The sequence below is a fragment of the Pseudomonadota bacterium genome (assembly GCA_039028155.1).
Lineage (GTDB): Bacteria > Pseudomonadota > Alphaproteobacteria > SP197 > SP197 > JANQGO01.
Window position 1 is genome coordinate 14,403 of the sequence record JBCCIS010000056.1, and the last position, 14,187, is coordinate 28,589.

The window sequence follows — 14,187 nt, forward strand, 5'->3', positions numbered from 1 at the left end:
TTGGAGCACGCGCGATGCGTTTCCCCACTCCTCTCGAACGAGCTCGGCTGGTCAAGCGTTACAAACGCTTCCTGTCGGATCACGAGCTGGAGTCGGGCGACGTCGTTACCGCCCACTGCGCCAATCCCGGCGGCATGATCGGCCTGAAGGAGCCGGGCATGGAGACCTGGCTGTCACCGGCCAACAACCCCAAACGCAAACTGCAATGGGATTGGCAGCTGGCGCACGCCGATGGCGGGCTGGTCGGCATCAACACGTCGCACCCCAACGGTCTGGTCGCCGAAGCGATCGAGGCCGGCGCGATCCCAGAACTGACCGGCTATGAGAGCCTGCGCCGTGAGGTCAAGTACGGCGCCAATTCGCGTATCGACATCCTGCTCGAGCAAGCGGACCGGCCACCGTGCTATGTCGAAATCAAGAATTGCCACCTGAAACGTGACAAGCTGGCCGAATTTCCGGACGCGGTGACCGCCCGCGGCGCCAAACACATGGGCGAACTCGCCAACATGGTCGAGGCCGGCAACCGCGCGGCCGTCTTCTACGTCATACAGCGCATGGACTGCCCGGGCTTCGCCGTCGCCGACGACATCGACCCCACTTATGCGGCGGCCTTGCGCGATGCCATGGCGCGCGGCGTTGAGGCCTATGCCTATTCGTGTAGATTGACGCCAGACGAGATCGTCCTAGATAAAGCGGTGCCCCTTCACCTATGACCCCCGGGGCCGGAGAGTGACGATGCAACAGTTGAAACGGGCCGAACGCAACCCGGAGTCCCAGATCCGGATCCACGGTCCGGAAGCATTTGAAAAGATGCGCGCGGCCGGCCATCTGGCCGCCTCGACGCTTGATATGATCGCGGGCCACGTCGCGCCAGGCGTCACGACCGAGCATTTGGACCGGCTGTGCCACGACTTTATCGTCGATCACGGCGCGATCCCCGCTCCGCTGAACTATCGCGGCTTCCCAAAATCGATCTGCACGTCGATCAACCATGTCATCTGCCACGGCATCCCCAGCGACGACAAAACCCTGCGCGAGGGCGATATCGTCAACATTGATGTCACGGTGATCCTCGACGGCTGGCATGGCGACACCAGCCGTATGTTTACGGTTGGCGAGGTAAAACGAAAAGCCGAACGCCTGGTCGAGATCACCTATGAGTGCTTGTGGCGCGGTATCAACGTGGTGAAGCCCGGCGCGACGCTTGGCGATATCGGCCACGCCATCCAGGCTTACGCCGAAAGTCAGCGCTGCAGTGTCGTCCGCGACTTCTGCGGCCATGGCATCGGTCAGGTCTTCCACGACCAGCCCAATGTCCTGCATTACGGGCGCCCCGGCGCAGGCGCAACGCTGGAAGAAGGCATGCTCTTTACGATCGAGCCGATGATCAATTTGGGCCGGCCGGATGTCTTGATCCTGGATGACGGCTGGACCGCGGTGACGCGCGACAAGTCGCTTTCCGCCCAGTGGGAACACACGATCGGTGTGACGGCGGACGGCGCCGAGGTTTTCACCATGTCGCCCGCCGGCCACGAACTGCCGCCTTACGTCTAGGTTCCGATCCGGTGGCCGACGGCACCAAGGAAACGCCGCACTATCACGGCCACCGCGAACGGTTACGGCAACGTTTCCTGCGTGACGGGCCCGACGGCCTGCCCGACTACGAGCTGTTGGAGCTGCTCCTGACTTACGCCATCCCCCGAAGCGACGTTAAACCGCTGGCCAAGCGTTTGATCGATCGCTTCGGCAGCTACGCCGAGGTAATCGCCGCCGAGCCCGAACGCCTGATGGAAGTCAAGGGCGTCAAACAGAATACGGCCATTGCGCTGATGGTCGCGAAGGCGTCCGCGGCGCGACTCCTTAAAGGTGAACTGGCGGCGCGCCCGATCCTGGGCAGTTACGACAGTGTCGTCGACTACTGCCGCGCCGCCATGGCCTTTGAGGCGCAGGAGCAGTTTCGCATTCTGTTTCTCGACAAGAAGAACCGGCTTGTCGCCGATGAGGTTCAGCAACACGGCACGGTCGATCACACGCCGGTCTATCCGCGCGAGGTCGTCAAGCGCGCCATTGAACTGGGCGCCACGGCGCTGATCCTGGTGCACAACCACCCCAGCGGCGACCCGACGCCGAGCCGCGCCGACATCACCATGACCGGCGAGATTGTCGCTGCCGCCAAGACGGTCGAGATCGTCGTGCACGATCACATTGTTGTCGCGCGCGGCGGCCATGCCAGCCTGCGGCAACTGAATCTGATGTAGGCCGGTCGTGTTGACACATAGGTTACGTCCACCCCTCACCGCCGTCTTGGCATTGTGCGTGATGATGCTTAGTGCCGATGCATCGGCCGCCAACCTTGAGATCAATATGGCGATTGCCGAACGCAACGGCGCGCCGTCGACACAATTGCTTGCCGATATCTTTGAGAGTCATGTGACCGCCGCGCTCGATGATTCGAGCGCGCCCGCGCGATGGCACCGAATCACCGTCACGGCCACCGATGAACCAAGCTCTGTGTTCGATCTCGTCGCCGCCGGCGAGGCTCAGGTCGCCTTGGTGTCGCTGACCCGGCATCCCTGGTCGCTCTTTCCGCTCAGTGTCAGTTACATGACGCCCTTCTCCTGCGACGACCCAGCTATCGTCGGCCCGACGATCGACGCGATGAACGGCGCGTTCGATGCGCTCGACCTGGCCTGGGCGAGCCTCGGTCTTGTCTACCTGGGTGGCGGTTACGCGGAAGGATCCTATTTGTTGGCGACATCATCACCCGTCGAGACCCTTGAGGACCTCGATGGTAAGGTCATCTCCGCGCCGGAGTTGGCGGTCGAGTGGCTGCAAGGCACAGGCGCCACGGCGTTGGCCGGCGATGACCGAACCTTCGATGTCGGCCTGGCGACCGGCAAGATCGATGGCGTCATTACCTATGCGGCAGAGATGGAGCGGCTGTCGCTCGACAGTTATGCGCCTTACCTGACGGATGCCGGCCTGGGCGCGGTCTACGAGGGCGGCCTCGTCGCCAACCGCGCGTGGTTCGAACGTCAGAGGCCGAGTGTCCAGATCGCGCTGCAGGAAGCAGCCGAAGCCTATGGCATTGCCGTCGCGGACGCTCAGGCAGCCCATGGGCAAGCCGCGATCGACCTCATGGTCAATCGGGGCGCGCGGCTTCACCGTTTGTACGATTCCGAACGCCAGTATTGGGCGGACCTTTTGCCCGATCTCGCAGGCAATTGGGCCTTCGAACTGGACGTCAGAAACATGCCTGGGACCGCCATGCTGGCTGACTACACCCACCGCGTGGAGGCCCGTTGCGGCGAGCCCTTGCGCGCCTGGAACACACCTGCGCCCTGAACCCCTGCCGTGCTGTCATGGATGTGTCCGCGACCTGTGGCAAACTGGTCGGTGACATGATCAGGCTCCTCATCATCGCGACGGCCTTCGCCCTTTGCCTGCAAGCAACGCCGACCCGGGCCCAGCAGGCGGAGCGCCAGTGTGGCTCCATGGATGTCGTCTTCGTCCTCGACGTATCCGGCAGCATGTGGGGCGCGCTGCTCAGCATCCAGCGGCAGTCGATCCGGTTGCTCGACGATATCGAACAGCTTTCCGGTGGCGACTACCGCCTGGGTCTGGTGGTGTTTCGCGAATACATCCAGGTTCTTGATGACCTCAACGCCAGCCCGACGCCATCAACCAAGAAGGAATCCGTCGCCCATAACCTCTCGCGCCTGGGCGCTGCCGGCGGCGAGCAAATCCCCGAAGCCTCGGCCGACGCTCTGGCGACGGTGTTGAACCGTCTGCCGCCCGATGGCGAGTACCGCATCGGGAACTTCGATGGTGCGTTTGAAGGTGACGTTCGCATCGTCATCTTGATCACTGACCAATTGCCCGGCGGTTTCGACGACCTCTATACTCCCGGCGAGGATGACGCATTGGCCGATAACCTGGCGCGGCAGGCCGCGTCCATGAACATCCGAATCTCGGCGGTCTACGTGCCGACACCCGTGTGGCCGGAGGCCGAGGTCGAACGGATCATGCAGAACTACGCCAACCGGACGGAAGGTATCTACATCCGCACCGACCGGCGCGGCGAAGGTGTCGGCGACGGCATTGCCGACATCCTGGCGTCATGCGGCGAACGTTTGATGTCATAAATAGCAAGGAAGCACTTGCCAAATCCCGGCGCCGCGGCGTAATCAGCCATCATGTCTTCTGCGGCCGTTTCCTACACCGCGCGCCAAAAATTAGCCGGTAACCTGGTCCTCGCCGCGGGCACGTCGGTGTGGGCAACCCACTTCATCGTGACCGCCGAGCTGCTGGCTACGTGGGATCCCTATTACCTGACGGCGGGCCGCCTCCTGTCGGGCACACTCTTCCTTCTGACCGCCTATATGGTGCACGCAAAGGGCCGCATTCTGCGTGGCGTGCCGCTGAAGATGAGCCTGCTTTTGGGTGTCTTCGGCATTGCCGTATCGACCGTGCTGATGACCATCGGCATCAAGTATTCCGGCGCCGTATCCTCATCCATCATCGCGGCGGCGGCGCCGATCATCGCAGCGTTCATGGCGCGGTTCGTCTTTCACATCCCGCTCTTTCCGTCGGTTTTGTGCGGCGCGGCGGTGGCGGTCACCGGCGGCGTCCTGGCCTCGGTGCCCGATGGCGGCGATGCCGCCGAGTTTCGCGGTGGCGAGCTGCTAGTCTTCTGCGGCATCGCCATGTTCACCTGGTACTCAGCCGGCGCCCAACGCTGGATGCCGAATGTGGGCCAGCTCGGCATCACCGCCATCACGATCGCCATCGGCGCGTTGACCCTGCTCGTCGCGCTGCCGTTTCTGACCGTTGCCGGCGTTGCCGATTTCCGTATGGGTTTTACCTGGCGCGAGATTATTCTCGTTCTCTACCTCGGCGCCGGCCCGGTCTCGATCGCGCTCTTTACCTGGCATTGGGGGGTCAGCCGTATCGGCGTCACGATCGCCACCATCTACAGCAATCTCGTGCCCATCGTGGTCGTGCTGATCTCGATGCTGGAAGGCCATCAACCGACCACGGGCCATCTGATCGGCGGCTTGCTGATCATCTGCGGCGTCTTGATCGCGCAACTCTGGCCGACGCTGGCGCGCCGGCTTAGGCTTCACTGATGACAACCGCAACGATGAGCATCCGCCCGGTTCGCTCGGTCGGTCTGGTCAGTCTGGGACACGGGATCAACCACTACCTGATCCTGCTGCTGCCACCGCTGTTTCCAGTCTGGACGACGGAGTTCGGCGTCAACTATGCCGAACTTGGCATCCTGATGGCGGTTGGTGGCGTTGTCGCCATGGTTATGCAGATGCCCGTCGGTGTGCTGTGCGACCGGGTGCCCGCGCGCTACATGCTGGTCGCCGGCATGGTACTGCTTGGCCTGTCTGTGCTCGGCATGGGCTTCGCGACATCATACTGGCAGCTCGCCTTTTTGATGATCGCGAACGCTCTGGGCAACACGGTTTTCCACCCGGCGAACTATTCCATTCTCTCGGCGACCGTGCCGCCGCGCTGGTTGGGCCGCGCGTTCAGCGTCCATACCTTCGCCGGCCATGTCGGTTTTGCCGTCGCGCCTGCCGTAATCGGCCTTGCGCTGGTCTGGTGGGACTGGCGCTCGGCAATGATCACCTCGGGCATCATCGGCATCGCCATGGGCCTGCTTTATCTGGTCAATGGACGCGATCTGAAAGACGAGCGCGAAGCCGGTCACGTCAAACCGCGCGCCGATGGCAAGAAGCCACCGCTGCTTTCCGGTATCTCGCTCCTGATGTCGGCACCGATGATGATGTGTTTCCTGTTCTTCCTGATGATCTCGATCGCGCATATCGGTTTCGACAGTTTCCTGCCGGCGGCACTTTATGAGCACCACGGTACGCCATTGGCGACGGCGAACTTCGCGCTCAGCATCTTCTTCGCCGCCAGCGCGGTCGGCATCTTGATCGGCGGCCTGGTCGCCGATCACACCCATCACCATGGCGCGGTCGCGGCCTTCTGTTTCGGGGTGGCCGCTGTGCTCGTGGTGCTTGTTGTCCAGATCGACGCGGGCACGGTTGGCATGTTGTTACTGGTTGGCGCGGTCGGCCTGACCACCGGCGTCGTGCCGCCGTCGCGCGATCTGATCGTGCGGCGCGTAACGCCGCCCGGCGAGACGGGCAAGGTCTTCGCCTTCATGACCGTCGCCATGGAAGCGGCCTATGTCACAGCGCCGCCGGTCTTCGGCTGGGTACTCGACACCTTCGGCGCGGCTGCCATGTTCTGGCTGACGGGCGCCCTCTTCATCGTCGCCATCTTGACTGTCGGCGGTACCAGCCACGTCCACGGTGGCGCCAGGATTGAGCGCTAAACGGCCATCGCCGGTACGCTTGGTGCCGGCGTGCCGGTTGGTGCGCCTTGGCGTTATCTACACTAGTTGTAACGCACGTCTGCTTCGGCGTGTGTAGACCCTTTAGGGCCAGCCTCTGCAATGCAGCGCTCTAGGGCTTCAAGGAACCCGTCGACCATCGGCGCATGGATTGGGTTCATGACAAAGTGCAGGCCGTGCGGCTCGCGAATGCGGTTAGGGTACCAGTGCATCGCCTTCATGCGCTCGGCGATATCGATCAGGTCGTGTTCCTCCGACGTCACTGCGAACAGCGTGACCTCGGGAGCGCCGATGACCTGCATGCCGCCCAGCCGCTCTATGCCGTCGATCATGCGGTCGCGCGCGTCCATGGAGACACGCGCAAAGTTCTTGTAACCGTCTTCGCCGAGATAGTTCAGCACGGTCCACGCGCCTGCGAGCGACCCGGCCGTACGGGACCCGGCCGTCGTGTAGGTCGCGTAGCTGCCCGCGGGCCAGTCCTCGAACGCGAAGTGGGCGAAGTCGCGATGCGCGGTATCGCGGAACAGCACCGCCGACACGTTCTTCGCCGCGTAACCGTACTTGTGCAGATCCGCGGAAAGCGAGGTGACCCCTGGAATGCGCAAGTCGAAGTGGGGGACTTCTCTGCCGATCGCCCGAACGAACGGTGCGATCATTCCGCCGACACAGGCATCGACATGGAACCACAACCCGTTGCGCTCGGCGAGTGCGGCAAGATCCTCGATTGGATCCATCATTCCGTAGGGCCAGGCAGGCGCAGAGCCGACAAGCATGATCGTGTCGCCATCGATTGCCTCGGCCATACGTTCGGAGTCGGCGCGTAAATCCGTCCCGAGGGGGACGCGACGCGCCTGCAGACCAAGGTAGTCGGCCGCCTTGTTGAATCCGGGATGAGCGTTCTGCGCCAGCAGGACGGTCGGACGCGCGATATCGGGACGCTCGGCCTTTGCCCATTCGCGTGCGGCGCGCACGGCGGTCATGATGCTGTCGGAACCGCCGGACGTGATGATGCCGCTGGTCGCCCGGTCGCCACCCAGAAACTCCGACAGCATCGCGATGATCTCGCTCTCCAGCCCGCCGACGCTCGGAAAGGCGCGGCCGGCATAAAGCCCGTTTTCCGTCAGGTACATGCCGTAGGCGGCCTTCACGACATCCAGCACATCGTCGCTGGCATGAAAGGCGGTGGCATGGGTGCGCCCCTCGTGCCAGGGGATGTCGTCACTCTTTCGCGCTTCGAGCTCTTCGCTCAGTTCGTCCCAGGCGCGTCCGTTAAGCGGAAACATGCGGTTCATGGGATGGCTGCCAAGTTGGTTCTGTTCCCAGGGCTCAAGTCTTGCATAGACTGACCATCATGTCCGAGGCCCAGGCGGCATGAGCGCGCGCTCCAAAGCGAACGTCCGTGATGACGGTTCCGCCGTGGTTGATTTGCGCGCCGGCGCCAGTGGCTAAGCATAGGTGGCCTGCTCGCCCTCTCGTGTGATGCGACCGGCCTTGGCATCGGCGACGGCGCCACTCATGGCTTCCAGAAGCGCATCGATTGGCGCGTCGTTCTCCAGCGGGTTGAGCACGAAGTGAAGGGCTTCCGGCTGCAGCACGCTGCAATGGGGAAAGCCACGCTCGAAAAGACCTTTGCTGACGGCAAAGATATCGACGTCGCTGCCGGTGACAACCAGGATGCCCGCCTCCGGCTGGGCCAGCGGCGTGATGCCGAGCGGTGCCATGCCCCGGACCAGCTTGTCCGTCGTTTCGTGCAGCCGCCGCGCGACGTCCAGATAACCCTCCCGACCCAACAACCGCATCGTCGTCCAGGCGCTCGCCGCCGTGTGGCCGGCCTTGGTGCCCTGCACGGTCTCGGCCGCATAACGCCCGCACGGCCAATCCGACATTTCGAACAGACCATGCCGCGCATGATCGTGGCTTCGGAACGTGGCCGAGGAGATGCCATGCGGTGTGAACCCGAACTTGTGCAGATCAGCAGAGATCGACGTCACGCCGGGCACTAAAAAGTTCATCGCGGTCAGATCATCGCCCAGTGCGCGATAGAATGGGATCAGGAATCCGCCAATACACGCATCGACGTGGCACCACAGGCCATATTTTTCGGCCAAGGCGCCGATCTCCGGGATCGGATCGATCAGACCGTAAGGCCAGCTTGGCGCCGAACCGATCAGGGCGATGGTGTCGTCGGTAATCGCCTGCTCCATCGCCTTGGGATCGGCACGCAGGTCCGGCCCGACGGGCACGCGGACGAGATCGAGGCCGAAATAGAAGGCCGAACGGCTGAACGCCGGATGGGCCGAGAACGGCGCGACGACCTTCGGCCTGGTGATCTTCGGGCGCTCCTGGCGGGCCCAATCACGCGCCGCCTTCATGCACAGAAGGATCGACTCGGTACCACCGGATGTCAGCGTCACATGACCGTCGGCGGGCGCGTCGTGCAGGTCGAGCACGAAGCCCTCGATTTCCGACGACAGCTTGTTGACGCTGGGCTGGCTGAAACGGCCGAGCCAGATATCGGTGAAGAAGATGTTGCCGGCGGCCATGGCGGCCTGGTGCACGTTACCGCCGGGTTCGGGCCAGTGGTAATAGAGAGCGCCATGGGTCCAGTCCAAATCGTCGGCACGGCTGGCATTGAGTTCGTGCTGCAGGTCGATCCACGGCGTGCCGTGTTCCGGCAGAGCGCGGTCGACGTTGCTGAGTTTGTTCATGCTCCTCTCCGACTGTCTGGTGTTGGTGTCGTGGGTCTATGCGACGCGGCCGATAATCGTCTCGACATAGGGTCGTGCCCGTTCAAGCGACTTCTCACGTCCTGGCTGCGTCGCCATGTTGTGAAAGAAGACGCCCATGTTGACGAGGCCGAGCAACTTCGCGACCTCCGGGACGTCGGTCGAGGACGGGAGATGGCCGTTCTTGCACAGCGTCTCGAGCAAGCGCTGGAACGGTTCGACTTCGGTTTCGGAAAACGGGTCGACGCCCATGCCGTCGCGGCCCGACTCCATGAAGCCGGCCACCACGATCTGCCGCCAGGTCCGGGCATCCGTGTAGTCGAGCGAGCTATTCACGTCGGTTTCAATCAGCGCCATGACCGCCTCGACCGGGTCGTCGGGTGGATGGGCGATGATGTCTTCCTGACGGCCGCGCACCAGATCCGTGTCCTGGCGATAGATCTCGCGCGCCAGATCGGCCTTTGACGGGAAGTATTGATAGAGCGTGCTGAGCGCGACCTCCGCCTGCTCGGCGATCATCTCCATGCGGGTTGCCGTGTAGTCATGCTCGGCAAACAGTTCGGCCGCCGCGCGCAGGATGGCCTGGCGGCGGCGCGCCTTGGATTTTTCACGTAGTCCGGACATGCGGTTTCGATGGTTATCCCCGGTCGATCCGATAATCGAAGTTGACTACGAATTCGTAATGCGCTTCGAAAACTGAGTCAATTTCGTTTTTCTGACACGCCGACATCGCGGCCGCGAGAACCCAGGTAAAGACTGCTGGCTTCAGTTCGAACCGCCGAAGGCAGACGCAGCCTAGAGTCCGGCTTCCCCGCGCATCTCGGCGTCCAGCGGTTCGGCCAGGCAGCGGACGCGTTCGGGCACACTGCGCACGTCGTCATCCGTCGTGCGGAAGTTGACGATGCAGGCGCGCAGCAGTTGGCGGTCGTCGACGACCGCGGTAGAGAGATAGAGATCGCCGCTGCGCTGCACGCGCATCATGAGCGCCGCGTTAAGATTGTTGAGATACGCGCTGACGGCTGGTTCGAGCACGCGGCCCACGAGGTTCCGCGGAACGTAGCGGAAGGTGGTGATGCTGAGCTGACAGGTCGCCGCCTCGAAGTCGTCGGCGGCGTCGAGTGCCTCGAACATCATTCGCGCCTGCGCCATGTTCCGCGCGATCGCTCTGCGATAGCCGTCACGGCCCATCTGTTTGAGTGTCAGCCAGACCTTGAGCGCGCGCAAGCCGCGCGAGTTTTGCAGGCCCATAGCGTAATAGTCAGTAATCGGCTCGCCGCCCTCCTCCACCGCCATCGCGTAATAGGAAGGATTGGTGGCGAACGCCTCGGTCAGCACGCGCGAATCGCGCACCAGCGTGCAGCCTGCCTCCAATGGCACATAGAGCCACTTGTGTGCATCGACCGCCAGCGAGTCCGCCTCGGCCATGCCTGCAAGCGCCTCGGGCGCAGCAGTGTCCAGCACCGCTGGCGCGCCGTAACAGCCGTCAACGTGGAACCACAGGTTCTCCGAACGGCACAACGCAGCGATCTCCGGCAGCGGATCAACCGCCCCGGTCGCCGTCGTCCCGGCAGAGCCAACGACCAAGAACGGCATGGCACCAGCGGCCTGGTCGTCATGAACCAATTGCGCCAAATGTCCGAGATCCATGCGCAGGCCATCGTCGGTTTTGACACGCCTGACCGCATTCGTGCCCATACCGAAGAGGTCGGCCGCCTTGTCGAGCCAGGCATGGGCCTCAGACGTCGCGTAGATCGTCATCACCCGGCCTGCCATGCCCTCCTGGCGGATGTCCCAATCGGCCTTGGCGCGCCTGGCGGCCAGCATGGCAACGAAGTTCGCGGCGTTTCCGCCGGACGTTAGAATTCCACTGCAACTTATTGAAAAACCTAACAGTTCACCAATCCACTTAACGGTTTGGTTTTCCATCTCTGTCGCCAACGGCGCGCCGTTCCATCCGGCGACGTTGGGGTTGGCGGCGGCTGCCAGAAGGTCGCCCAAGGCGCCGATCGGCGATGGCGAACCGGTGATGTAGCCCCACATGCGCGGATGGCCGTTGAGGCAGGTGTTGGCGAACAGCAGATCGGCGATGTCGGATAAGGCATCATCGATTTCGCCGCCCGCCTCCGGCATGGCCCCGTCGCCCAACCGTGCGCGCAGCGCCGCCGGCGATGTATCGGGCGCTACGGGCAGATCGCGAAGGCCTGCCAGATGTTCGGCGATGCGCTCGACCACCTTCTGGCCGAGACGTTGAAAGGTATCGGGCGACACATCGGTCGGACTGCGGTCGTCCACGGTGAACCCCTCGATCAAGGTGGTGGAAGGATGTGGGCGGTCGTCAGCGACATCGTTGAAACACGCGGACCGTAGACATCGCATTTCGTTGTAAGACTACATAACAACCCGTAGCATGACATGATTGCGGCCCCGCCCGATGGCCGTTTCACAGTTTCAGTGGAGAATATGCCATGCGTTTTAGAACGTTCGATAACTCTTGGGCTCGTCGGTTCGCGGCGACACGCCGCGGCGTCATGCGTGGCGCGTTGGCAGGGGCAGCCGCGATGGCCGCACCGCGCTATGTCAACGCCGAGGGCGAGAAGGTTCTTCGCGTGCGCAGCAACTCCGACATCCAAAGTATCGACCCCTATAGCCCCGCAGCGTCCGCCGACCAAGACGTGATGATGGCGATCTTCAACAAGCTGGTCGGCTTCAAGCCGGGCAGCGAGTGGGATTGGCAGCTTGAGGCCGCGGAGGAAATCGACGTCTCCTCGCCGACCGACATCAAATTCCGCCTGATGCCCAACATCATGTGGACCGACGGTTATGGCGAGCTGACCACCGAAGACGTCAAGTATTCCTTCGAGCGCCTCGGGGCGCTGGAATCCTGGGCCGCGATCGACTGGTCGACCCTGGAGACGGTCGAGATCATCGACAAGTACAACGGCGTCATCCACTTGAATGCACCGTTCGCGCCCTTGTTCCGCAGCACCATGCCCTATGGCTCCGGCTCAATCGTATGCAAGAAGGCGGTCGAGGAACTGTCCGACAAGATTTTCACGACCACGCCGCCGGCCCAATCCGGCCCCTATAAGATACGGTCCTGGGATCAGCGCCAGAAGCTGGTGCTGGAACGCCACGACGGCTGGCCGGGAAAGAAACCCTATTTCGACGTCATCGAGATCTTCCCGATCGAGGACGAAAAGACGGCCGAGGTCGCCTATGAAGCGGGCGATCTGGACATGACCCAGATCGCCATCAGCTCGGTGCCCCAGTTCGAGGCGAACCTGCCGCCCGAGACGAAGATGATGGTGCGCCCGCCGCTGAACTACGAATGGATCGGCATGAACGTCGACCACCCGCCGTTCGACGACGAGCGGGTACGCCGCGCCATTCAGCTAGCGATCGACGTCAATCAGATCATCGAGGCCGCCTTCTTCGGCGTCGCCGAGCGTTCGACCGGCATCATCGCGCCCGGCCTGATCGGTCACCGCGACAACAACATCTATAACGAAAAGAACCTGGACGAAGCGCGGAAGCTGCTTGCAGAAGCCGGCTTGGCCGATGGTTTCGATACCACGCTGTCGGTCCAAAGCACGACCGACAAAGTCGCCGTCGCCCAGGTCATTCAGGCCAACTTGGCGGAAATCGGCATCAACGTGGAGGTCCTGCCGATGGATTCCGGCACCTTCTGGACCCTCGGCATCGAGGCCGAAGGCGATTCCTGGAAAGATCTGCAGATGATCTACAACAACTACTCCATGGCGCCCGATCCGTTCTGGGCGACCGCATGGTTCGTGCCTGAGCAGATCGGCGAGTGGAACTGGGAGCGGTGGAACAGTCCGGACTACGCGACGATGCATGACGCCGCCGTGGCCGAGAGCGATCCACAAAAACGCCACGACCTCTATGTCGACATGCAGGACATGATGGAAGAGAGCGGCGCCTATATCTTCGTTACCCACGGCGTCAACGCGTTCCTCTATCGCGACAATCTGGTGCCGGCGCTGTCGCCATCGGGCGAGAGTTATCTGTTCCGCGACTTCGGCGTCGTCTAGCCGGATCGCCTAAACGCCTAACCGGGACCGGCGCGGCTGTGGTCACGCCGGTCCCTTTCTACGAGGAACACCAACGCCGAGCATGCACGTACGCCGCGACTTTCCCCGCCCGATACGCGAGATCGAGACCCTTTGGGTGCCGATGTCCGATGGCGCCAATCTCGCCGCCCGGGTCTGGTTGCCCGAAGACGCCGAGGCCGACCCGGTGCCCGTCATCCTGGAAGCCATTCCCTACCGCCGGCGCGACGGCACGGCGGCGGGCGACGTCCTGACGCATCCCTGGTGGGCGGGCCACGGCTATGCTTGCGTGCGGCTCGACCTGCGCGGCTCTGGCGATTCCGACGGCGTGTTGTTGGACGAGTATCTGGCGGGCGAACAGGACGATCTTGTCGCCGCCATCGCCTGGCTGGCCGACCAGCCGTGGTGCAGTGGCTCCGTCGGTATGATCGGCATTTCCTGGGGCGGCTTCAACGGCCTGCAGACCGCCACACGCCGGCCGCCGGCACTGAAAGCCATCATCACCTGCTGCTCGACCGATGACCGCTACGCCGACGACGTCCACTACATGGGCGGCTGCCTGCTGAACGACGGGGTCAGCTGGGGGTCCGGCATCTTTGCCGTCGTGTCGCGCTGGCCCGATCCCACGGTCGTTGGCGAACGCTGGCGCGACATGTGGCTCGAACGCCTGAACGAGACCGACTGTCCGCTGATCGACTGGACCCGCCACCAGCGGCGCGACGGGTTCTGGCAGCATGGATCGGTGTGCGAGGATTACGACGCCATCGAATGCGCAGTCTATGCCGTCGGCGGCTGGACCGATGGTTACACCGACGCGATCCTGCGCCTGATGGAGAACCTCAAGGGCCCGCGCCGCGCACTGATCGGGCCGTGGACTCACGTCTATCCCCACTTCGGCACGCCCGGCCCCGCCATGGGATTTCTGCAAGAGGGTCTGAGATGGTGGGATCGTTGGCTGAAAGGCGTCGAGAACGGCATCGAGGATGAACCCGCCTGCCAGATCTGGATGCAGGACGAC

The 14,187-nt window shown here is 63.1% G+C and carries 13 protein-coding genes; 9 read left to right on the forward strand and 4 right to left on the reverse strand.

All coding sequences use genetic code 11. From position 1 onward, the window contains the following. Positions 1 to 14: 14 nt before the first annotated feature. The 7 genes from sfsA (at position 15) to AAF563_21415 (ending at position 6,355) form a co-directional block, all read left to right on the forward strand. A complete protein-coding gene (gene sfsA / locus AAF563_21385) occupies positions 15 to 713 on the forward strand; it encodes a DNA/RNA nuclease SfsA (GenBank protein ID MEM7123843.1) in 699 nt (232 codons plus the stop codon). Beyond that, complete coding sequence (gene map / locus AAF563_21390) at positions 688 to 1,554, forward strand: type I methionyl aminopeptidase (GenBank protein MEM7123844.1); 867 nt, start codon at positions 688 to 690, stop codon at positions 1,552 to 1,554. Before sfsA ends, map begins: the two co-directional genes overlap by 26 nt. 11 nt (positions 1,555 to 1,565) lie before the next feature. Then, entirely contained in the window at positions 1,566 to 2,258 is a 693-nt protein-coding gene (radC, locus tag AAF563_21395) for a DNA repair protein RadC (GenBank protein MEM7123845.1), read from the forward strand. A 61-nt stretch (positions 2,259 to 2,319) separates the two neighbouring features. Further along, a complete protein-coding gene (locus AAF563_21400; GenBank protein MEM7123846.1) occupies positions 2,320 to 3,345 on the forward strand; it encodes a hypothetical protein in 1,026 nt (341 codons plus the stop codon). Further along, complete coding sequence (locus AAF563_21405; protein ID MEM7123847.1) at positions 3,303 to 4,145, forward strand: vWA domain-containing protein; 843 nt, start codon at positions 3,303 to 3,305, stop codon at positions 4,143 to 4,145. Before AAF563_21400 ends, AAF563_21405 begins: the two co-directional genes overlap by 43 nt. A gap of 51 nt (positions 4,146 to 4,196) precedes the next feature. After that, positions 4,197 to 5,129: a DMT family transporter gene (locus tag AAF563_21410; protein MEM7123848.1), complete on the forward strand. Its 933-nt coding sequence runs from the start codon at positions 4,197 to 4,199 to the stop codon at positions 5,127 to 5,129. Further along, positions 5,129 to 6,355, forward strand: a complete 1,227-nt coding sequence (locus AAF563_21415; protein MEM7123849.1) for an MFS transporter — start codon at positions 5,129 to 5,131, stop codon at positions 6,353 to 6,355. Before AAF563_21410 ends, AAF563_21415 begins: the two co-directional genes overlap by 1 nt. A 62-nt stretch (positions 6,356 to 6,417) precedes the next feature. Here the strand turns inward: AAF563_21415 and AAF563_21420 are convergent, their stop codons facing one another. From AAF563_21420 to AAF563_21435, 4 genes are all read right to left on the reverse strand, one after another. Beyond that, a complete protein-coding gene (locus AAF563_21420) occupies positions 6,418 to 7,665 on the reverse strand; it encodes an aminotransferase class V-fold PLP-dependent enzyme (protein MEM7123850.1) in 1,248 nt (415 codons plus the stop codon). Positions 7,666 to 7,818: 153 nt separating this feature from the next. Further along, the gene (locus AAF563_21425) at positions 7,819 to 9,081 is read right to left on the reverse strand and encodes an aminotransferase class V-fold PLP-dependent enzyme (protein ID MEM7123851.1); all 1,263 of its coding nucleotides are present in this window, start codon (positions 9,079 to 9,081) and stop codon (positions 7,819 to 7,821) included. Between the two features lie 36 nt (positions 9,082 to 9,117). Then, positions 9,118 to 9,723 carry a TetR/AcrR family transcriptional regulator gene (locus AAF563_21430; protein ID MEM7123852.1) on the reverse strand — a complete coding sequence of 202 codons (606 nt, stop codon included), beginning with the start codon at positions 9,721 to 9,723 and terminating at the stop codon, positions 9,118 to 9,120. Positions 9,724 to 9,894: 171 nt separating this feature from the next. Then, positions 9,895 to 11,391, reverse strand: a complete 1,497-nt coding sequence (locus AAF563_21435; protein MEM7123853.1) for an aminotransferase class V-fold PLP-dependent enzyme — start codon at positions 11,389 to 11,391, stop codon at positions 9,895 to 9,897. A 173-nt stretch (positions 11,392 to 11,564) separates the two neighbouring features. On the opposite strand from AAF563_21435, the gene AAF563_21440 reads away from it, so the two are divergent. Both AAF563_21440 and AAF563_21445 read left to right on the forward strand, forming a co-directional pair. After that, entirely contained in the window at positions 11,565 to 13,151 is a 1,587-nt protein-coding gene (locus AAF563_21440) for an ABC transporter substrate-binding protein (GenBank protein MEM7123854.1), read from the forward strand. A gap of 82 nt (positions 13,152 to 13,233) precedes the next feature. Continuing rightward, positions 13,234 to 14,187 (forward strand): CocE/NonD family hydrolase (locus tag AAF563_21445; GenBank protein MEM7123855.1); only part of this gene is annotated, 954 nt, incomplete at its 3' end.